General features: G+C 67.7%; 23 protein-coding genes and 1 tRNA gene. 1 reads left to right on the plus strand and 23 read right to left on the minus strand.

The window, feature by feature from the left end; all coding sequences use genetic code 11:
• Positions 1-16: 16 nt before the first annotated feature.
• The 19 genes from HJG53_RS13325 to HJG53_RS13415 all read right to left on the minus strand — a co-directional run bounded on the left by HJG53_RS13325 (position 17) and on the right by HJG53_RS13415 (position 16,144).
• Positions 17-544 (minus strand): DsbE family thiol:disulfide interchange protein, encoded by a 528-nt coding sequence (locus HJG53_RS13325; protein WP_171131360.1) that lies wholly within the window; start codon positions 542-544, stop codon positions 17-19.
• The gene (locus HJG53_RS13330) at positions 541-2,463 is read right to left on the minus strand and encodes a heme lyase CcmF/NrfE family subunit (RefSeq protein WP_171131361.1); all 1,923 of its coding nucleotides are present in this window, start codon (positions 2,461-2,463) and stop codon (positions 541-543) included. Before HJG53_RS13330 ends, HJG53_RS13325 begins: the two co-directional genes overlap by 4 nt.
• Complete coding sequence (ccmE, locus tag HJG53_RS13335) at positions 2,460-2,906, minus strand: cytochrome c maturation protein CcmE (protein WP_171131362.1); 447 nt, start codon at positions 2,904-2,906, stop codon at positions 2,460-2,462. The genes HJG53_RS13330 and ccmE overlap by 4 nt, the downstream gene beginning before the upstream one ends.
• Entirely contained in the window at positions 2,903-3,112 is a 210-nt protein-coding gene (ccmD, locus tag HJG53_RS18395; RefSeq protein WP_217352837.1) for a heme exporter protein CcmD, read from the minus strand. The genes ccmE and ccmD overlap by 4 nt, the downstream gene beginning before the upstream one ends.
• A complete protein-coding gene (ccmC, locus tag HJG53_RS13345; RefSeq protein WP_171131365.1) occupies positions 3,109-3,825 on the minus strand; it encodes a heme ABC transporter permease CcmC in 717 nt (238 codons plus the stop codon). The genes ccmD and ccmC overlap by 4 nt, the downstream gene beginning before the upstream one ends.
• A 71-nt stretch (positions 3,826-3,896) precedes the next feature.
• On the minus strand, positions 3,897-4,943 hold the full coding sequence (locus HJG53_RS13350; RefSeq protein WP_171131367.1) for a Glu/Leu/Phe/Val dehydrogenase: 1,047 nt from the start codon (positions 4,941-4,943) through the stop codon (positions 3,897-3,899).
• Between the two features lie 29 nt (positions 4,944-4,972).
• Positions 4,973-5,049, minus strand: a tRNA-His gene (locus tag HJG53_RS13355).
• A gap of 65 nt (positions 5,050-5,114) precedes the next feature.
• Complete coding sequence (gene gspN, locus HJG53_RS13360) at positions 5,115-5,825, minus strand: type II secretion system protein N (protein WP_171131373.1); 711 nt, start codon at positions 5,823-5,825, stop codon at positions 5,115-5,117.
• The gene (gspM, locus tag HJG53_RS13365; protein WP_171131375.1) at positions 5,825-6,295 is read right to left on the minus strand and encodes a type II secretion system protein GspM; all 471 of its coding nucleotides are present in this window, start codon (positions 6,293-6,295) and stop codon (positions 5,825-5,827) included. The genes gspN and gspM overlap by 1 nt, the downstream gene beginning before the upstream one ends.
• Positions 6,292-7,365: a type II secretion system protein GspL gene (gspL, locus tag HJG53_RS13370; protein ID WP_171131377.1), complete on the minus strand. Its 1,074-nt coding sequence runs from the start codon at positions 7,363-7,365 to the stop codon at positions 6,292-6,294. The genes gspM and gspL overlap by 4 nt, the downstream gene beginning before the upstream one ends.
• The gene (gene gspK, locus HJG53_RS13375; RefSeq protein ID WP_368039582.1) at positions 7,362-8,339 is read right to left on the minus strand and encodes a type II secretion system minor pseudopilin GspK; all 978 of its coding nucleotides are present in this window, start codon (positions 8,337-8,339) and stop codon (positions 7,362-7,364) included. Before gspK ends, gspL begins: the two co-directional genes overlap by 4 nt.
• A complete protein-coding gene (gspJ, locus tag HJG53_RS13380; RefSeq protein ID WP_171131379.1) occupies positions 8,336-8,908 on the minus strand; it encodes a type II secretion system minor pseudopilin GspJ in 573 nt (190 codons plus the stop codon). Before gspJ ends, gspK begins: the two co-directional genes overlap by 4 nt.
• Positions 8,905-9,264, minus strand: a complete 360-nt coding sequence (gspI, locus tag HJG53_RS13385; RefSeq protein ID WP_171131381.1) for a type II secretion system minor pseudopilin GspI — start codon at positions 9,262-9,264, stop codon at positions 8,905-8,907. Before gspI ends, gspJ begins: the two co-directional genes overlap by 4 nt.
• On the minus strand, positions 9,257-9,730 hold the full coding sequence (locus tag HJG53_RS13390) for a GspH/FimT family pseudopilin (RefSeq protein ID WP_171131383.1): 474 nt from the start codon (positions 9,728-9,730) through the stop codon (positions 9,257-9,259). Before HJG53_RS13390 ends, gspI begins: the two co-directional genes overlap by 8 nt.
• A complete protein-coding gene (gene gspG / locus HJG53_RS13395; RefSeq protein WP_217352838.1) occupies positions 9,705-10,199 on the minus strand; it encodes a type II secretion system major pseudopilin GspG in 495 nt (164 codons plus the stop codon). The genes HJG53_RS13390 and gspG overlap by 26 nt, the downstream gene beginning before the upstream one ends.
• A gap of 2 nt (positions 10,200-10,201) precedes the next feature.
• Complete coding sequence (gene gspF, locus HJG53_RS13400; protein WP_171131387.1) at positions 10,202-11,419, minus strand: type II secretion system inner membrane protein GspF; 1,218 nt, start codon at positions 11,417-11,419, stop codon at positions 10,202-10,204.
• A gap of 98 nt (positions 11,420-11,517) precedes the next feature.
• Positions 11,518-13,044: a GspE/PulE family protein gene (locus tag HJG53_RS13405; protein ID WP_171131579.1), complete on the minus strand. Its 1,527-nt coding sequence runs from the start codon at positions 13,042-13,044 to the stop codon at positions 11,518-11,520.
• A 44-nt stretch (positions 13,045-13,088) separates the two neighbouring features.
• Complete coding sequence (gene gspD, locus HJG53_RS13410; protein WP_171131389.1) at positions 13,089-15,305, minus strand: type II secretion system secretin GspD; 2,217 nt, start codon at positions 15,303-15,305, stop codon at positions 13,089-13,091.
• On the minus strand, positions 15,302-16,144 hold the full coding sequence (locus HJG53_RS13415) for a type II secretion system protein N (protein ID WP_171131391.1): 843 nt from the start codon (positions 16,142-16,144) through the stop codon (positions 15,302-15,304). Before HJG53_RS13415 ends, gspD begins: the two co-directional genes overlap by 4 nt.
• A 149-nt stretch (positions 16,145-16,293) precedes the next feature.
• On the opposite strand from HJG53_RS13415, the gene HJG53_RS13420 reads away from it, so the two are divergent.
• The gene (locus HJG53_RS13420) at positions 16,294-16,911 is read left to right on the plus strand and encodes a 2OG-Fe(II) oxygenase (RefSeq protein ID WP_171131581.1); all 618 of its coding nucleotides are present in this window, start codon (positions 16,294-16,296) and stop codon (positions 16,909-16,911) included.
• A gap of 116 nt (positions 16,912-17,027) precedes the next feature.
• Here the strand turns inward: HJG53_RS13420 and HJG53_RS13425 are convergent, their stop codons facing one another.
• The 4 genes from HJG53_RS13425 to HJG53_RS13440 all read right to left on the minus strand — a co-directional run bounded on the left by HJG53_RS13425 (position 17,028) and on the right by HJG53_RS13440 (position 20,243).
• Positions 17,028-17,702 carry a PEPxxWA-CTERM sorting domain-containing protein gene (locus HJG53_RS13425; protein WP_171131392.1) on the minus strand — a complete coding sequence of 225 codons (675 nt, stop codon included), beginning with the start codon at positions 17,700-17,702 and terminating at the stop codon, positions 17,028-17,030.
• 158 nt (positions 17,703-17,860) lie between these two features.
• Positions 17,861-18,646 (minus strand): LysR family transcriptional regulator, encoded by a 786-nt coding sequence (locus HJG53_RS13430; protein WP_171131394.1) that lies wholly within the window; start codon positions 18,644-18,646, stop codon positions 17,861-17,863.
• On the minus strand, positions 18,643-19,041 hold the full coding sequence (apaG, locus tag HJG53_RS13435) for a Co2+/Mg2+ efflux protein ApaG (protein WP_171131395.1): 399 nt from the start codon (positions 19,039-19,041) through the stop codon (positions 18,643-18,645). Before apaG ends, HJG53_RS13430 begins: the two co-directional genes overlap by 4 nt.
• Entirely contained in the window at positions 19,038-20,243 is a 1,206-nt protein-coding gene (locus HJG53_RS13440) for an aminotransferase class I/II-fold pyridoxal phosphate-dependent enzyme (protein ID WP_171131396.1), read from the minus strand. Before HJG53_RS13440 ends, apaG begins: the two co-directional genes overlap by 4 nt.
• Between the last annotated feature and the right edge of the window lie 13 nt (positions 20,244-20,256).

Genomic DNA, 20,256 nt, shown 5'->3' on the forward strand with positions numbered 1-20,256 from the left:
CGGAGAAAGTGATTGATCACCGGGCCTTCTCCAGCTCGGCGAATATCTCGGCGACATTCTCCGGCCGGATGTCGCCGATATGCTGGTGGCGGATCACGCCCTTGCCGTCGATCACGAACGTCTCCGGCACGCCCGAGGAGCCCAGCGCCAGCTGCACGCGCGAGGCGGTGTCGGAGCCGATCCGGTCATAGGGATCGCCGTTGCGGGCAAGGAAGGCGGCGACATCCTCCGGCCGGTCGCGGATCGCGATGGCGTCGATCGTCACGCCTCTCCGCTTCAGCTCCATCAGCACGGGCGCTTCGGCGATGCAGGGCACGCACCAGCTGGCGAAGACGTTGAGCAGGCGCGGGCCGCCTTGTGCGAAGTCGCGGCTCGACAGGCCCGCCCGCCCCGGCGCCCCCGCGGGAAGGTCGAAGGCCGGCAGCGGCTTGCCGACCATCTTCGAAGCGATCGCCCGGTCGCCGGGCTTGAGCAGCCCCGACGCGACGACCGCGAAGAAGATCACGAAGCCGATCAGCGGCGCCCACAGCCAGAAGCGCTTCATGCGTAGGCGATCCGGTCCTGATAGCGCCGCTCGCGTCGGACGCGGCCGAGCAGCGAGAGCGCGCCGCCCAGCGCGACCATGCCGCCGCCCAGCCAGATGAAGGTCACGAACGGCTTCCACCACAGCCGCAACTGCCAGCGGCCGTCCTCGTCCTGCTTGCCCAGCACGGTGTAGAGCTGGCCATTCCAGCGTGTGGCGATCGCCGACTCGCTGGTCTCGGTCGGCGGATTGGGCCAGCTGCGCGCCTGCGGTTTCAGCACGATCGATGAACCGCCGCGCGTGGCGGTCAGCGTCGCCTCGAGCGCGGTCCAGTTCGGACCGGCAATCGGATCGATCGCATCGAGCCGCACCGTGAACGGACCGACCTGCTTGGTCTCGCCAATTCTGACCGCAGCCAGCGTTTCCCTGGTGAAGGCCGCCTCCGAAGCCATGCCGGCCAGCGCGACTGCGATCCCCAGATGAGCGATCACCATGCCCCAGGTGAAGAGCGGCGTGCGACGCAGATTGCGCCCCCAGAGTGGCGCCAGGCTGCCCGCGCCGACGCCGATCGCAAGCACGAGGCCGAGCACGGGAAAAATGCCGATGCCAGGCGCGAAGATCATGACCAGCAACAGCGCCACCGCCGTCACGAGTATCGGCGCCGCGAGCCGCCGCGCGACCACGCCGAACTGGTCACGCCGCCAGCGCATCACCGGTCCCGCCGCCATCAAGGCGACGAGCAACAGCGCGACCGGCCCTGCCGCGCTGTTGAAATAGGGCGGTCCGACCGACAATTTCTCACCGGACAATGCTTCGGCGAACAGCGGGTAGAGCGTGCCGACGAAGACAATGCCGAGAATGGCGGTGAGCAGCAGATTGTTCGCCACGAGCGATCCTTCGCGGCTCACCGGATCGAACTGCGTGCCTTCCTTCACCGTCGCGATGCGCAAACCGAACAGCGCCAGCGCGCCGCCGATATAGATGGCGAGCAGCGCTAGGATGAAGCTGCCTCGCTCCGGATCGACGGCGAAGGCGTGGACGCTGGTGAGAATGCCCGAGCGGACCAGGAAAGTGCCGACCATCGACATCGAAAAGGCGACCACCGCCAGCATGACCGTCCACGCCCGCAGCGAGTCGCGGGTGGCAAGCACCGTCACCGAATGCAGCAAGGCGGTCGCCGCGAGCCAGGGCATCAGCGAGGCGTTTTCGACCGGGTCCCAGAACCACCAGCCGCCCCAGCCCAGCTCATAATAGGCCCAATAGCTGCCCACCGTGATGCCGAGCGTCAGCAGGATCCACGCGCCCAGCACCCAGGGCCGCATCGCCCGCGCAAACGCCGCATTCACCTCCCGGGTCACAAGCGCGCCGACCGCGAAGGAGAAGGCGACCGACAGACCAACATAGCCGAGATAGAGCGTCGGCGGATGAAAGGCGAGGCCAGGATCCTGCAAGAGCGGGTTGAGCCCCTGCCCATCCGCCGCCGCCGGCACCAGCCGCTCGAACGGGTTCGACGAGAAGAGCAGGAAGGCGAAAAAGCCGAGACCGATCGCCGCTTGTGCCGCCAACGTCGCGACCATCATCCGCTCGGACGTCCGCCGTTCGAAAATCGCTACCGCGGCCCCCGCCACGCCGAGGATCGTCACCCACAGCAGCATGGAGCCTTCATGGTTCCCCCATGTGCCGGCGAATTTGTAGAGCAGCGGCTTCGCGGAATTGCTGTTCGCCGCGACCAGCTTCACCGACATGTCGGAGATCAGGAACAACCAGATCAGCGCCACAAAGGCGAGCAGGGTCAACAGGCCCTGCACGATCGCGACCGGCCGGACGATGGCGCTCGCCTCGCCCCGGCCGGGTGTCAGCGCCACCGCGCCCATGATCAGTTGCAGCAGCGACAGCGCCGCCGCCAGCCACAGGGCTGCCAGTCCGGCCTCCGCGATCATTGCTGCAGCGTCTCCGTCTTGTGCTCGGTCCGCCCGTCTTTCTTCGCCAGCTCAGGCGGCATGTAACGCTCGTCATGCTTGGCCAGGATCGTGTCGGCGACGAATACGCCGTCCGGCCCGAACGCGCCTTCCGCTACCACTCCGCTATTTTCCTTGAACAGGTCCGGCGGGATGCCGCGGAAGCGCACCTTGTTGCTAGCCGGGCCGTCGGTCACCACGAAGTCGATCGTCACGCCGTCGGGCGCCCGCACGATCGACCTGTCGGCGACCATGCCGCCGAGCCGGATGTGCTTGCCCGGTTCGACCGGCGTCCGCTGCAGATCGGCGGGCGAGTAGAAATAGGCCGCCTGGCTGCGCAGGGCCGAAGCCGCGAGCAGGCCCGCGCCGATCAGCGCCGCCAGCGCCAGCAGCGCCAGCGTCAGCCTCTGGTGCTTGGCTTTCATGATAGGGTTCCGCTTGTCCCGAGCGAAGTCGAGGGGTGCTGCTCCGCGCCGGTGCCCACGCCCCTCGACTGCGCTCGGGACGAGCGTGATAGGGTGTCCGCCTGGGCCTCAGCCCTGCGCATGCGCAGCCAGCTGACCAGCACGAGCGCGGCCATGCCGCCGATCGTCAGCACATAGGCGGCGGCGATATAGGGCCAATGGCTCATGCGGTCGCGAGCCTCCGCAGCCGCGCCTCGACCTTGGCGCTGGCCAGCGTCGCGCGCATCCGCATCAGCACCACCGCTCCGAACAGGAAGGTGAAGCCCAGGGTCGTGAAGGCGAGCGGCCACAGGATTTCAGGCGCGATGGTCGATCCGCGCATCGTGATGCTCGGCCCCTGATGCAGCGAGTTCCACCACACCACCGACCGATTGATGATCGGCACGTTGACCGCGCCGATCACGCCGAAGATCGCCGTCGCCTTGCTGACACTGGTCTTTTCGTCGCCGGAGTTGGCGAGCGCGATATAGCCGAAATAGAGGAACAGCAGGACCAGCATCGATGTCATTCGCCCGTCCCATTGCCACCAGGTCCCCCAGGTCAGGCTGCCCCAGATGGAACCGCTGACGAGGCAGATGGCAGTGAACAGCGCACCCGGCGCCGCGATCGCGCGGGCAGCGACGCCGGCCAGCGGGTGACGCCAGACGAGCTGGGTCAGGCTGGCAATCGCAATTCCCATCCACCCGCCCATGCCGAGCCAGGCGGCCGGCACGTGTACATACATGATGCGGACACTCTGCCCCTGCAGATAGTCGGGCGGCGTCAGCGCCAGACCGGCATAAAAGCCATAGGCGGAAAGCAGGCCGCCCAATGCGAGCAGCCACGGCGTCAGCGGCCGGGCGATCGACAGAAAGCGCGTGGGATTGGCGAACGCGTGCATGTTCGGCGCCTGTCTAGCGACTCCGCTCGAACCAAGGAAGCACGGGCTTGTCCTTACCCCCAGCGAAACGATCAGCCGCGGCCGATCAGCCGCTGCGCGATGCGGTCGGCGACGCGCGCGGCGGGATCGCCCGTATGCGCGCTTTCCGCCCAGACCTGCTCCAGCCGGTCCGGGATCAGCCGGATGCGCGAGCGGACTTCGGCTTCGTCGCCGCGGCCGAGATATTCGAGCCCGACATTGATGATGCCGCCGGCATTGATCACATAGTCGGGCGCATAGAGAATGCCCCGCGCGTGGACGCGGTCGCCGTCCTGCGGCGTCGCGAGCTGATTGTTCGCGCCACCGGCAACGACCGGAGCCCGGAGCGCGGCAATGCTCTCTTCGGTCAGGATCGCACCCAGGGCATTGGGGCTGATAACGTCCGCCTCCACCCGCAGAATCTCGTCGGATGGCACCGACGCGCCCCCGAGCTGCTGTGCCAGCGCGGCCGCCCGGTCGGCATTGACGTCCGCCAGGGTGAGCTTCGCACCTTCTTCCGCGAGCAGCTTCGCAAGGCCGCCCCCGACGCTGCCGACGCCCTGTATGGCGACGTGCACGCCTTGAACGCTGTCCTTGCCGAGCGCGCGCTTCACCGCCGCCTTAACGCCCAGGAACACGCCATAGGCGGTGAACGGCCCCGGATCGCCGCCGGCGGAACCCTGCGCCACCGGCAGGCCGGAGACGAACTTCGTTTCCTTCGAAATCGCGACCATGTCGTCGGTGGAAATCCCGACATCCTCGGCGGTCACATAGGCGCCGCCCAGCGTGTTTACCGCCTTGCCGAACGCCTGCAGCAGCGACTGGGTCTTGGTGCCCGCCTTGTCGGCCAGAATCACGCCCTTGCCGCCGCCCAGCGGCAGGCCGGCCATCGCGTTCTTGTAGCTCATGCCGCGCGACAGGCGCAGCGCGTCGGTCACCGCCTCGCCCTTCTCGCCATAGTGCCAGAAGCGCACGCCGCCCGCCGCTGGCCCGAGCGCGGTCGAATGAACGGCAATGACCGCCGTCAGCCCGCTCGCGCGGTCGCGGAAGAGATGCACGCCTTCATGGTCGTCAAAGTCTGGCAAGTCCCAGGCAGTCACGCGTAAGTTCCCGACATTGTTAAGGAAAATGGGGCGATCGACGGGACTTGAACCCGCGACCCTCGGTACCACAAACCGATGCTCTAACCAACTGAGCTACGATCGCCGCAACGGAGATTTCCGTGGGCGCGCACATAGGAGCGTGCCTCCCGCGGCGTCAAGCAAAAGGGCTCAGAAGCGCCCGCCGATCGTCATCACATAGCCGCCCGGGCCCGGCGTGAAGCCGGCGGCGCTCAGACGCTCCACAAGACTCGGCTCGGTCGCCCGCAGCCGCAGTTCGGCCGTATAACGTCCATCGCCGAAGATGCGCAGCGCTACGCTCTCGCCGCCCGAACCGCTGGCGAGCGGAAGCAGCAGGGCTCCCCGATCGCAACGCGCGGCACCGCTCACGCTTGTTGGCAGCGGCAGCCTTGCAGACTCACCCGCCAGGCTTGCGCGGACCAATCCCTCGGCACGGTCGCACTGATCGTCGCGGAAGCGGGCGGTGACGTCGGTAAGCTCGATCGAAGCGATCGGCAGCGTGCCGAACAGCCCCTCCACCGGAATGATCCCAGTGACGCTTTCGGCGCCTCGGAGACGTCCACCAGCGACCAATGCGCCGGTAAAGCGATCCGGCGCGCCGCTCGGCCGCGCGACTTCGACCCGCGCCTTGCCAGTCAGGAGAGCGAGCGGCGACAGTCGGGCAGACAGGTCGCCCAGTGCCGCCGGTCCGAGCCGCGCTTCCTTGAGGCTTCCCGCCCAAGCCGATCCGCTCGCTTCCCGCGCCGACAACACCCCGCCTGCAGCACCCAAAGCCAGGCGCAAGGGAAAGGTGACGAGCAAGGCCACGGCGAACATCGCCGCAAACAGCACCAGCCGCCGCGTGGGGACGAGAATACGCATCAACTACCTGCCGCCAGCGTCGCGTCGACGGTTAGCGTCGGATCGCTGTTCGCGCGCGCGGTCAGCCGCTCCACCACGATGCCCCGTGCCTCGAGGCCGGCAATCCAGCCCAGCACGGGCGCAGGACGCGCGGCCGGAATGGAAATCGAGACGCGGCGCTCCCCCTGCGCTGCGACCACGGCATTGGCGAAGCCGGCCTCGGTCGCTGCCTGGGTGACGATCGGCGCCAGCGGCCCCGATGCTGCGGGAGAGCCTCCGAAGGCCCGCAGCGCGTCGGACTGGGCATGCACCTCGCCTAACGCGATCACCGCCTGCTGATGCCGCTCGCGCGCAGCCGAAAGAGCGGACTCCACGGGGCGGTAGATGCCCAGCCACAGGATCGTCAGGCCAAGCAGCGCGAACATGATCAGCAGCAGCCGCTGCTCGCGCAGGCTACGTTCGCGCCACCAGGCCATGAATCGTGCTGTCATCGTCCGGCCACCCTGAACTCGCCGCGGATGCGCCCGGCCTCGGCGGTAAAAGGAGTCGCCTCCACCGTCAGCCCCGCCGATCGAAGCCGCGTGCGTAATGCTTCGGCTTCAGCGGCTCCGGGTGCGAGCACTGTGGCCCTCACCAGCCCGTCAGTGTCGAAGCTGAGGCTCGCCAGTTCGACATTCGGGACTGACTGGACGGCGGTGATGACCGCACCCGCCGTCGCCGTGAAGCCAAGCCCGCCGCCGCGGCGCGCCGCCAGCCGGGCAGTCATCGCTGCGCGCGCATCGCCGCTCGCATTCGCGACGGCAGCGCGCGCGACCTCCTCCGCCTGCGCCTCCAGCCGGTCGGCAGCAAGACCGTAGCGCACGGTCTGCACGATCGCGATCAACAGGGTGACCGCGGCAACAGCGCCGCCGAGCAGGGCAAGCCGCCGAACCAGCGCCCAGTCGAGTCGAAAGCGGCTGCGCTTCGCGAACGAACCCTGCCGCAGGTCGAGTTCCGGATCGTCGAGCGCGGCCAGCACCAGCGGCTCGGCGTCGAGATCCTCGGTCGGCGCGTCGGCGACCAGCAATTCGCTGAGACCCGGCTCTTCGGCGAAGGCGCTGCTGCGCCCGCGCAGCACCGTCTCACCACCGATCGCCGCCCGCACGAAGCCGGTCTCGGGCCGGGGCAGCAGCAGGGGCGCGGGTAGCAAGGCATCGGGGTCGATCCCGCGCGCCTGTAGCGACTCCAGCCAGGCCGACAGGCGGCCATTGCCGATCACGGCGACGCTGCGGTCGGCACTCTGGGCGGCACCCACCGCGACATGCTGCGTCTCGACGGGGACAATGCTGGTGTCGGCGACCAGCAGCCGCGCGGCGGTGCGGGCCTGTTGCGGCGTCAGGCTGCCGAGTTCGGCCGTGTGGATCGTAATCGCCCCTGCAGGCGCGATCGCAACTATCCGCTCCGGCAGTTCGATCGGCAAGGGCGTGTCCGCCTCCCCGCGTGCACGGACTTCGCCGTTCTCCTCAAGCCACCAGCTATGCAGCCGGTCGCTGGGCGCGATGAAGAGGATCAGGGTGCTCAATCCCCCTCTCCCCAGCTGCGCCGCACGAGCTTTGCCGGCGGCAGGCCGGCGTCGATCAAGGCGGTCTCCTCGATTTCGCTATCGCCCAGCATCACGCGCAGCCTGAGCGTGAACCAGCGCGTGCGCACGCCGGTCTGCGCCTCGACGTCGCCGCCGGGCGCCATGCCCTGCAGGGCGGAGGAGCGCCAGAAAGCATAGGCGCTCTCAAAGCCGCCCGGCGGACGGGCGAGGAGCAGCGTCCGCGCGCGATCCGGTGAAAGCTTGTCGGGCATCAGCATGGACAGCAGCAGCGCCTGTTCGGGTGCGAGAGTGTTGACGTTGATCGGCGACAAGTCGGTCACGGGCAAGGTGCACACCCAGGGCCGAACCTTGTCGTAGAGTTCAGGCGTCACGCCCGCAACGGCACGCAACTCGCTCGGATCGGCGAGCAGCGTGTTGCCGGTCCGGTAAGGGGTGTCGCCACCTGCATAGGCTTGGTCCTCGGCGCCTTCGGGTTGCGGCAGGGTGTCGCTGTCGATCCAGTCGGCGAGCGACACGGCTACCTTGCGCGCTTCGCCTTCGCCGATGCCGAGCAGCTGCATCAGCGCGACGAACTGAGCAATTCCCTGCGGCCGTGTCGTGAGGGGCTGCCCGGGCTGGCCGGACGCGACGCTGTTGAGATTGAAGCAATTGCCGCCGTCCCGCACCACAGCGGAAGCGGCTCCACCAGGCAGCGGCAGCGCGGTCTCGCGTCCGTTCCACTGTTCGGGCGCGGGCGTTCGCGCCGGATCGGCTTCGACCAGCGCAGTGATCCGGGACATTGCGATCCCCTCGGCCGCAACGGCATAGGCCCGCGCCTGATCGATCGCCCCAGCGTTCGCAGCAAGACGGGTCGACAGCCGCAGCCGCTCCAGCGCCGAGGCGGACAGCACCGCCATCACGGACACGAGCAGCAGCACCGTCAGCAGCGCCGCCCCTTTCTCGCCGGGCTTCACGCCGCGGCTCCGACGAGGAAGAGATAGCGCATCTCGGGACCCTGGCTACGGCGCACCACCAGCTCGATCGCCCGCGGCATCAGGTCCGGGCGCAGCGGGTCCCACACGTCACGCCAACCATCTTTCGAGCGATAGCGCAGGCGAAGACCCGCAACCCCGCCTAGCAGTATATTGGTGGCCGCCGGTGCTGCTCCGTCGAGCATCGCATAGCTGCTGCGGGTGAGATTGCCGCCGTCGAGGCTGTACCGCACCTTCTGCAGCGTCGGCCGCGCCCCTTCGCCAAGCGCGTCCACGCCGGCGCGCACCAGGGTAAATCCGCTGGCATCCCCTTCGAACGCCTGCACGGGATCGCCCGCCTCGTTGCGGGTGATCCGCGGCACCGCTTGGGCCGCGTCAGCCAGGATCAGCGACTCGACGCGGCGCTGCGCCGCCAGCTCCTTCAGCCGCGCCCCGGTCGCCGCCTGCGCATCGACGCTGAACCGCAGCAGCGCAACGCCCGCCACCGCGAGCATGCTGAAGATCGTCAGCGCCACGAGCAGTTCGACAAGGGTGAAGCCGTTGCGTCTCACGTCGCCGGCCGCACGATGGTCAGCAGGGCGGGCGCGCCGGTGGTCGAGACGCTGATGTCGACGCGGACCAGCCGCTGGTCCGGCGTGCGACTCGTCACCCGCGCCCAGCGCCAGCTTCGTCCGCCATTGACGGCTTCGCCGGTGCTCTGGCCGATCGGCGGCGGGGCCGGATCGGTGATCGTCTCGACAGCGAGATTGCGGGCGACGAGCTGCGCCAGCATCCGCTCGTCCAGTTCGCCGGTTTGGCGCACGGTCGCGCCCTCCAGCCGCAGCAGGGCAAGCGCGGCGAGGCTGAACACGGCGAGCGCGACCAGCATCTCCAGCAAAGTGAATCCGAGCTCTTGACGATCACCCACCGGTGCGCACCTCGCCGTTGGCCGCAACGGTGACGCGGACCTGTTCGCCGGCGCGGGTCAGCAGGACCGCCACCGGCTCGCTCGGCTGGCCGGTCGCGTCGAAGGCGGTGCGCATAGTGCCGCCCTGCCCGACCATTGCGGCGGTGCCGTCGCTCCAGGGCTGCGAGCGGAACGGCTTATCGGCCAACGGCACCCAGCTTCCGCCCTGCCGCCGATCGAAGGCATAGCCGCGCGCGGTGACCCGCAAGGCGACCGGCCGGCCTTCTACGATTGCCAGGTCGCGCGCCGCGACAGTGCGGGCGGCAAACGTCTCCGCTTCGTCGCGCAAGCGGCCGCGCGGATCGGGCATCGCCACCACCACGCCTGCGGCCAGTACGCCGATGATCGCGATCACGACGATCAGCTCGATCAGCGTGAAGCCGCTTTCGCGGCGCGGACGGCTAGCCCCAATTGCCGATATCGGCATTCTCGCCCTCGCCGCCTTCCTTATTGTCCGCGCCGAGCGAGAACACGTCGAAGGCACCATGTTGGCCGGGGAAGGTGTAGCGATAGGGATTGCCCCAGGGGTCGTCGGGCAGCCGCTTGATGTATCCGCCTTGTCGATAGCGCTGCGGCTGAGCGAGACCCGGGGGCGGACTGACCAGCGCCTGCAGTCCGTCCGTCGGCGACGGATAGGCGAGATTGTCGAGCCGGTACATTTCGAGCGCCTGTTCGATTGCCGCAATGTCCGTCTTCGCCTTGGCGCTGTTGCCCTGCCCCAGCGCCGGCAGCACGTTGATCGCGACGATGGTCGCCAGCAGGCCTAGGATGACGATCACCACCATCAGCTCGACGAGGGTGAATCCACTCTCGCGTCCCCGCGAGGGTGCCCCGGCGCAGGCCGGAGCCCATGGACTCCGGCCCGCGCCGGAGAGCGGGGATTGCGGGTTCGACATCATCATGCGCCTGCCAGGGTTTCGAGCTGAAGGATCGGAAGAAGGATCGAAAGCACGATCACGGCGACGATAACGCCCATGACGACGATGATCGCCGGCTCGAGCAGCGACAGGGCGGTGGCCGTGAAGCTATCGAACTCGCGTTCCAGATAATCGGCCGCGCGTTCCAGCATCGTATCGAGCCGGCCCGAGGCTTCGCCGCTCGCTGCGAGATAGACGAGCAAGGGTGGGAACACGCCGGCGCGGCGCAGGGCGGCTGAAAGGCTGCCGCCGCCGCGGATCGATTCGACGATCTCTTCCGATGCGGCGCGGAGCGCACGGTTGTGGATCGTGCCCGTGGTGAGCGCCAGCCCTTCGAGCAAGGGCAGCCGCGACGACACCATTGTGGCGAGCGTCCGCGCCATGCGGGCAGCATGCAGGTCGCGGATCAGGCGGCCCAACAGCGGGAGGCGCAGCAGCCAGCGGTCGAAACGCAGGCGCGTGGCAGGATCCTGAAGGGCCCGCCAGCCGACCAACCCGGCCAGACCCGCGAGCAGCAGCATCGCCCACCACCAGTTCACCAACAGGCTGGAAATCCCGATCACCGCGCGCGTCAGCAGCGGCAGTTGCTGGCCGACCGTCTCGAATTGCTCGACGACCTTCGGCACCACGAACATCATCAGCGCCGTTACGACCAGCAGCGCGACGGCCGACAGCACGGCCGGATAGGCCATTGCCGTCATCACCTTCGACCGCACCTGTGCCTGCCGCTCTTGCAGGTCAGCCAGTCGCTCGAGAATGGTCGGCAGCGTGCCCGAGCTTTCGCCGGCGCTCACCATCGCCCGGTACAGCGCGGGAAAGCTCTTCGGCTCGCGCGCCATCGCATCGGACATGCGCCGACCTTCCAGCACGCCGGCATGAACGGCGCCAGTGATCGCACGAACATGCGGCTTCTCGGTCTGGCGCGAGATCGTCCGCAGCGCCTCTTCGAGCGGGCTGACCTGCACCAGGGTCGCGATCTGACGCGTGAATAATGTCAGTTCCTTCGCAGTCAGCTTCCGGCGTGACAGTGAGAAGAGCGGCTTGCGCACCGGGGAGCCACCCGTGCCGGGCTCCAGCCGCAGCACATAAAGCTTGCGCGCGTCGAGCCGTGCCCGTGCATCGTCGAGCGAAGGCGCCACCACGCTGCCGCGCCGCTCACCGCCGCGCGCGTCGATCGCGAGATAATCGAAGTCAGGCATGGCTCCTCCCCCGCTCGTCCCGAGCGAAGTCGAGGGGCGCTGACACGAACGCTGAGCTACGCCCCTCGACTTCGCTCGGGACGAGCGGAGTTGAGGCACTATGCATCGACCTGCTCGCGGCGGGTGATGCGCACGGCCTCCTCCGGGGTGGTCCGGCCTTCGATGACGAGCGCCCGCGCGGCGCTGGCGAGATTCGGTGCGCGCGCAAAGGCATGGCGGGCGATTGCCCCTTCATCACCGCCCTGGTTGATTAGCTGGCGGATCGCCTCGTCGATGCGCACCGCTTCGAACACGCCGACCCGGCCGCGGAAACCGGTTTGGCCGCATTCGTCGCAGCCGCCCGGCTCATAGACCATCGTGTCCGGCTGCAGGCCGAGCAGCGCCTGCGCCTGTTCGCTCGCCGGCTCCGCTCGCCGACAGCTCGGGCAGAGCTGCCGCACCAGCCGCTGCGCGATCACCGCGCGCAGCGTGGACGCGAGCAGGAAGGGTTCCACCTTCATGTCCCGCATGCGGGTGATCGCGCCCACCGCATCGTTGGTGTGGACTGTGGACAGGACGAGGTGGCCGGTCAGCGACGCCTGGACGGCGATCTCGGCCGTCTCCCGGTCGCGAATTTCGCCCACCATCACCACATCGGGATCCTGGCGAAGAATCGCCCGCAACCCGGCGGCGAAGCTCAGGCCGACCTTCGCATTGACCTGGGTCTGGCCGACGCCCTCGATCGCATATTCGACCGGGTCTTCGACCGTCAGAATGTTGCGGCTGCCATCGTTCAGCAGGCGGAGGCTGGAATAGAGCGTCGTCGTCTTGCCGGAGCCGGTGGGACCGGTGACGAGGATGATGCCGTTTGGTTCGCGCAAGGCGTCCAGCAGCACAGCTTCGGCGGTGCTCGACAGGCCCAGAACCGGTAGGTCCAGCCCGGCATTCTCCTTGTCGAGGATGCGCAGCACCACCCGCTCGCCGGCGCGGCTGGGCAGCGTCGACACGCGCACGTCGAGCAATTTGCCGCCGAGCGTGAGCGAGATGCGGCCATCCTGGGGCACGCGCCGTTCGGCGATGTCGAGCCGGGCCATCACCTTGATGCGGCTGACCAGCACCGGCGCGACATGGGCAGGCATGCGCAAGGTCTCGCGCAGCACGCCGTCCATGCGCATCCGCACGATCAGGCCGGTCTCATAGGGCTCGACATGGATGTCGGACACGCCTTGCCGCACCGCGTCGGCGATGACGCCGTTGATCAGGCGAATGGCCGGCGCGTCGTCGGAGCTGTCGAGCAGGTCGTCGGCGGTCGGCAGGTCGCCCGCGATCAGCGCAAGATCGTCGCCCAGCCCCAGCGATCCCGCCGCCGCGGCCGCGGCCTCGCCGTTCATCGCATAGTGGTCGGACAGGAGCTTGTCGAAGTCGGGCGCCGCCACCGACTCGATCGCGAGCGGCTGGGCAAGGTGCCGGCGGAGCTCCAGCAGGGCGCGCGGGTCCGCGCCTTCACGCAGCGCGACCTTGAACCGCTCACCCGCGGGCTCGAGCAGAATCACGCCGAACTTTCGTGCGAAGGCGTAGGGAACGGAGACGAGTGGCAAGCTGTGCTCCGGCGCAGGCCGGAGCGGTGCGTCAACGGATGCGCCCATTTCGAGCAGGGTTCCGGCCTGCGCCGGAACACTGATGGAGGAACTCACCGCTTCGGCTCCGGCACCGGCTGGACCGTCGTCGTCGAGCTGCGCACCTGCGGCACGATGATTTGCGGCGGCGCGGCGGGCGGCGGCGTGCTGCCCGGCAGCGCCGGCGGCGGGGTCGGCGGCAGCGCGCCCATATATTCGCGCACCAGTTCGTCGAGGCTCGGCTCCTGGTTAGGACGCTGCAGCAACTGCTGCTCGCGCACATAGCCGTAGCGGCGTTCGGCAAGGGCCCGCGCGTCGGCGGCGGAGCGGATGATAGTCGGGCGGATGAACACCATCAGATTCGTCTTTTGGCGCGATTTGGAGCGCGACTTGAACAGCTCGCCTAAGCCCGGAATATCGCCGAGGAGCGGAATCTTTTCGATCGTCCGCCGCTCATTGTCGTCGAGCAGACCACCGAGTGCGATGATCTCGCCATTGTCGACGGTGACGGTGGTCTCGATCTCGCGCTTGTTGAGGATCAGCTCGCTATTGTCGTTGGAGACCGGGCCGGCGATCGAACTGACTTCCTGGCGAAGCAGCATTTTGACCGCGCCGCCTTCGTTGATTTGCGGCCGCACCTGGAGCTGGATACCGACATTCTCGCGCTGAACGGTGCGGAACGCGTTATCGAAATTGTTCGACAGCGCCTGGCCGGTGGTGATCGGGATTTCCTGCCCGACCAGGATACGCGCTTCCTGATTGTCGAGCGTCACGATTGAGGGCGTCGAGAGGATGTTGGACGTGCTGTCCGACCGCACGGCATTGATGATGGCGCCAAAGATGCCGTTCTTGCCGATGTTGGTGGCAAAGCCGCCAATCCCGCCCGTCGCGTTCAGGATCGAGTTGACGGCGGCCTGCGCAAGCTGCTGGGACGCTTCGCTCGGCGTCCTGGTGGTCGTGGTCACGCCATCATCGGTCGTGGTCGTAGTGCGGTCGAGCTCACGTGCGCCGATCGCGCCGGCAATGGTCAGGATATTCGGCTGCGCGTTAGAATAGTTGGTGACTGCGAAAGGGATGTCGCTGCCGGGCTTGCCGCCGAGCAGGAACTGGACACCCAGCCGCTTGGCGAGCGAGTCCGATATCTCGACGATGATCGCTTCGACGAGCACCTGCTCGCGGCGAACGTCGAGCTGGCGAATCACTTCGCCGAGCGTCCGCTGCGTGTCGGCGTTGGCGGCGATGATGATCGCGTTCGCGCCTTCATAGCGAGTGACGATCGCGCTGTTGCGCCCCGTGATGCTTTCCCCCGACTGCGCCACGGCTGGAGCTGGCGCGACCTCGGTGGTCGGCAGCGGCGTCGCTGCATTTCCGGCCGAAGAGCTACGGCTGCTGCCAGTGCCGCGCGGCGCGACCTGGCTGAGCCCTCGCGCCGGCCCTGGTTGGGTGACCGGCTGTCCGGTCAGCTGCTGCAGTACCGGCAGCAGCAGCTCGGCATCTGCGTTCTCCAGCCAATAGACGCGCACTTCGGTCCCATTCGCGGCGCGGCGGTCGAGATCGCGTGCCACCGCAGCAAGCCGCGATACGGTGCCGGGGTCGCCGCGCAGCACGACGGAGTTGGAGCTGTCGATCGCGACGATCGAGGCGGCGGCCGGCGCGGCCGTGCCCCCCTGTCCCGCCGCGCCGGCGCCGACCAGTTGCCCGAGCGACTGCGCGATCTCGCGGGCGCCGGCATTGCGCAGAGGAACGACGACGGTCGAGGCGCTGTCCTGGTCGATGCGGCGGAGCACTTCACGGACACGGCGGACATTGTCGCCGAAATCGACCACCACCAGCGAATTGCCGGCGCGGTTGGCCGTAACCGACCCTTGGGGGCTGATCAGCGGCCGCACGGTATCGACGGCGGAGGGCGCGTCGATCGAGCGTAGCCGCACGATTTCCGTCACCAGCGCGTTCGACGACCCTGCCCGCCCGACCCGGCTCGGCTGGCTGGCTGCACCTTCGAGCGGCTGGACGCGAAAGGCGCCACCCGCCGCCGGGATCGCGACTAGGCCATTCGCCCGCAACGTAGACAGGAACACTTCATAATATTCGGACCGGCTGAGCGGGCGATCGGTCACCACCGACACCTTGCCCTGCACCCGCTGGTCGATGATGAAGGTGCGCCCGGTCACCTTCGCCGCATCCTGGATAAAGGCGCGAATGTCCGCATCGCGCACGTTCAGCGAATATTGGGCAGCGACCGGACTCGCGACGGCGAGGAGCAGCGCCGGAAGAAGGAAGTGACGCATCATTGTCCCGAAATGGCGACGGCGATCGGCACTATTTGTGCCCCCCGCTCCACCGCGATGGAAAGATTGCCGCCTTGTGCCAGGCCGGCCGCAGCACGCTGCAGATCCTGCACCGACCCGATCGGCCGCCCGGAAACCTGGACGATCACGTCGCCCGGCCGCAGACCGAGCCGCGCCAGCAGGGCGGGATCGCCACGAGGCACCAGGCCGGTCACCCGGTTGCCTGCCTGACGCGGCGCGAGATTGAGCTGGGCCTGCAGTTCCGAGAGCGTGACGGCTCCCGGCGCCATGGTCTGGCCTGCGGGAGCGCTCAGCAGCCCCGTGTTCGCCGCCGGCGGCACGATCGGGGCGGCAGCCACCGGCGCGGCGCCGGACTGATCGAGGTAGAGCGTCTCGTCGGCGCCGCCGCGCGAGATGACGACGCTGTCATAGCCGACCGACTTGAGCGTCACGCCTGGCTGGATCGCTTCGCCGACCGCATAGCTGGTCTGCACATTGTCGGGGCCGGCGATGATGGCGGAGCCGCGCCCGGTCGCCTCGTCGACCCGCACGCCGAACAGCTTCAGCTGCAGCGACGTGACGATGGCGGGCCCCGCGGCGCGGCCGAGCCGGAAAAAGGGGTCGAAACCGCTCGCGAGCACCGCGCGGCCGCGTGCCGCATCGGGACCTTGCACCGGCCGCCAGTCGCCGAGCGGGCCGAGTGGCGTCACCACCGCCCAGACCAGCCGCGCGCATTGCCAGGCCAGCAAGGCAAGCAGCAGAATCTCGGTCAGGCTCAGCAGGCTATAGCGTGGCAGGCGCCGGAAGAGGCGCCATTGGCGCGGATCGATTGCGAGACGCAAATCCCAACTCCCCCCGGGGCGAACACCGCCTGTGCGACGCTTGCGTGACAGTTTTGCGTCAGCCACGCGGCTTGACGCTTCGCCCATAAGCATCGCACTTCGCTCAACTATACCGGGTGGAGCGGCGTGTGGACAATCCCTACGACCAGATGGTCATCGACAGCATGATGAGCACGGGCGGCGTGCAGCGCGTGCCGAGCCCGAAGCTACATTTGTTTATCAAGCGCAACTTCCTTTCGACCGAGGAGTGTGACGCCCTGATCGAGCGGATCCGCGCCAATCGCCGGCCCTCGACGCTCGCCAACTACAATGGCGATGCGGCCTTTCGGACGTCGCAAACCTGCGATCTCGACAGCAACGATCCGGTCGTTCGCGCGATCGAGGACAAGATCGCCGCCTTTTCCCGCCTCGACCCGGTCTATGGTGAGCCGATGCAGGGACAGCATTATGAAGTCGGGCAGGAGTTCAAGGCGCACACCGACTATTTCGAGCCGACCGGGGTCGACTATGAAAAATACACTTCGGTGGCGGGCCAGCGGACCTGGACGGTCATGATCTACTTGAACGAACCGGAGGCTGGCGGCGCCACGCGCTTCAAGGCCATCGACAAACTGGTGCAGCCGGAAACCGGCAAGCTGCTGGCGTGGAACAACCGCCGGCCGGACGGAAGCTGCAATCCTTCCACTATCCACCACGCGATGAAGGTTCGGGCGGGCGAGAAATATGTGATCACCAAGTGGTTCAGGGAACGCCCCTGGGGCTGGTGAGCCCATATCCGGCGGCCAGATCGCTTGCGAGAGGATGAGAGCCCGTTCTCTCCCCTTCCGCAGGCACAAAAAAGGGCGGCCGAGGCCGCCCTTTCTGTCTCGGAAGATCGAGGCGCTTACGCCAGGACCGTCTTCGCACGGCTGCTGCGGCGAGCCGCGGCGCCAAGCAGGCCGAAACCACCGAGCATCATCGCCCAGGTCGCCGGCTCCGGAACGGTCGGCGCGAAGGTGGCACCCTGCAGGGTCGAACCGTCGATCACGCCGAAGGTGCCGCGGGTGAACGCGGTCGCGTTGGTGCGGAAAATGTAGGTGGTGCTGTTCTCGGTACCGGCCAGATTGTTCGAGCCGAAGTCGACACCGGCAACGTTGCCGCTGAAGCTGCGAGTCGCGCCCGAGGTGAAAGTGCCCGGGTTGTTGGCGGTCAGGAAGCCGGCCGCGTTGAACAGGCCATCGCGGAACGCGTCAATCGTGAAGCCGCCGAACGCCTGGACGGTGAACGACTGAATCTCGTTGCTGGCTTCCGTACCGGCACCGGTGCGGACGACCTGATAATAGAAGTCCAACGTACCGTCGGTGTTCTTGTAAACCGCCGAGTTGAAGGTGCCCGCGAAGGTCAGCGCGGTGCCCGAAGTCGACGACTGGGCGAGCAGCGTGCCGCGAGTCGCAACGTTGAACGGGTCGATCGCGGCGCGCGGGTTGCCGCCAATCCCGTCGCCGTTGTTGACCGGAGCCGCAAAGGCCGGCGTCGCCGCCAGAACCGCCGCCGTGACGAGGAAAGCAAACTTCTTCATAAAACAAACCCCCTTTACAGTACCGCCACGGGAACACGTGGCGCAAAGCAGTGGCTCATTGATCGGCCACACTTGCACCGCAGGGTATAGCTCATCCCGGGCACCAGAAAAAGAGGTAAATAAGTCGTTAAGGTGCCGTTTTGGGACAGCAGCTCCGATCAGCCGCCGAGATGCTCGACCAGCCGTCGCACCTTGGCTTGCCGCCATTGCGGCGTCGGCGCGAACACCCAATAGGAGAGCCCCTGATCGACCGTCTCCCCAAGCAAACGCAGCGCACCTGATTCGATTTCCCGGCGCGCCAGCAGTTCGGGCACCAGAGCGCGGCCGAGTCCCGCAATCGCCGCCTCTATCGCAAGCCCGGCGTCCGCGACGCGCAGCACCGGCTCGGGCGCCGCATGCCCGGGCCACGCAATCCACCGTTCGGCATCACCGGTTGGGCTCGCCACCTTGCAGAAGCTGCTCGATCCGATGCGCGCGCCCTCATGTTCGCCCTTGTCGACCATCAGGCGGATCGCAACGTCGAGATTGGCTTCGGTGAAGTCGATCGCCTCGTCCGCGGGCACGAGGTGAAAGCGCAACTCCGGGTCCTGCGCCGCCAGTTCGACGAGCCGGGCCGAAAGCCAGCGCGCGGTCAGGTCGCGCGGCGCGGCGATGGTCAGCACCTTGGACGATTGCCCTGCCTGCATCGCCCGCACCGCATCCTCAAAGCAGAGGAAGCCGTGCCGCAGCGCCTCGAGCCCCGCTTCCGCCTCGGGCGTGAGCTCGAGCCCGCGCGTCGTGCGTCGAAACAGCACGGTGCCGAGCGTGTCTTCGAGCGCGCGGATCTGCTGACCCACTGCGGCCGGCGTGACGGCCAGCTCGTCGGCCGCTCGGGTGAAGGACAGATGCCGGGCGGCGGCGTCGAGCACGCGCAGCCCGTTCAGCGGCAAATGGGTCCGCTTCATGCCTGCACCGCCGGCGCGACCAATGGAAAGCGTGGGATGGGAATGTCGAACATCGACCCGTCCTCGCCCACCATGCGATAGCTACCCCGCATCTGCCCCGTGGGCGTGGCGAGCGGACAGCCCGAGACATAATCGTAGGAGCCGCCCGGCTGAATCACCGGCTGCTCACCGACCACGCCTTCGCCCTGCACTTCGTGGCGCGCGCCGCGGCCGTCGGTGATGATCCAGTGGCGGGTGAGCAGTTGCACCGCCATCCGCCCCTCATTCTCGATGCGGATATGATAGGCCCAGAACCAGCGGCCCTTCGTCGGTTCCGACTGCTCGGGAAGAAAGCTGACCGACACGCGCACTGTCACGCCGCGCGTCGTCTGCGCATGCGGGAACAGCGCCTTCAAAGGCCGACGCTCCCGAGCGCCCGATCGAGATCGTCGATCAAATCGGCCGGATCCTCCAGCCCCACGTTCAGCCGCAGCATGCCTTCCGTGATCCCCATCGACTCCCGCACTTCGGCGCTGAGCCCGCTATGCGTCGTCGAGGAAGGATGCGTCATCAGCGACCGCGAATCGCCGATATTGTTCGAGATGTCGATCAGTTCGAGCGCGTCGAGCAGGCCGTGCGCCTGCGCCCGGTCGGCGACGAACAGCGACATGATCGTGCCGCCGGCGCTCATCTGGGCGAGCGCGAGATTGTGCTGCGGATGGGAGTTCAAGCCGGGATAGAGGACCCTCGAGACCCGGCCTTCCAGGAAGCGCGCGACCTCCATCGCATTGTCGCTCTGCCGCTGCACGCGCAGGTCCAGCGTCTCCAGCCCTTTCAGCACTACCCAGGCGTTGAACGGCGAAAGCGTCGGCCCAGTGTTGCGGACAAAGGGCAGCAGCAGGTCGTTGACGAAAGCGCTGGTACCGCACACCGCACCCGCCAGCACCCGCCCCTGCCCGTCCATCAGCTTGGTCGCGGAATAGGCCACGATATCGGCACCGAAGCTCATCGGCCGCTGCAGGGCTGAAGTCGCAAAGGCATTGTCGGCAACGGTCGTGACGTGGTGCGCCTTGGCGATGGCGCAGACTGCCGCGAGGTCGACGATCTCCAGCGTCGGGTTGGCGGGCGTTTCGAAGAAGAAGACCTTGGTGTTCGGTCGCACCGCCGCTTCCCAGGCAGCTGTGTCGGAACCGTCGACGATCGTCACTTCGATGCCGAAGCGTGGCAACAAGCTGTCGGTCAGCCAGCGGCACGATCCGAACATGGTGCGGGCAGCGATGAGATGATCGCCGGCGGAAAGTTGGCAAAGCAGCGCCGCGGTCATTGCCGCCATGCCGCTCGCCATGCAGCGCCCCGCTTCGGCTCCCTCGAGAAGCGCGATCCGCTGCTCCAGCATCTCGACCGTGGGGTTTTGCAGCCGGCTATAGGTCATGCCCTGTTGGTCACCGGAAAAGCGCGCCGCCGCGTCCCCCGCACAGTCATAGGCGTAGCCCGAGGTGAGGAAGAGCGCTTCGGAGGTCTCGCCCCATTCCGAGCGCGCGGTGCCGCCGCGCACAGCAAGGGTGGCGGGCCGCCATTTGGCGGTGACGCTGCGATCCTGTCCAGTTCGTCTCTTCACAGCGGCGCTTTGC

The organism is Sphingomonas sp. ID1715 (genome assembly GCF_013044515.1).
GTDB lineage: Bacteria > Pseudomonadota > Alphaproteobacteria > Sphingomonadales > Sphingomonadaceae > Sphingomonas_B.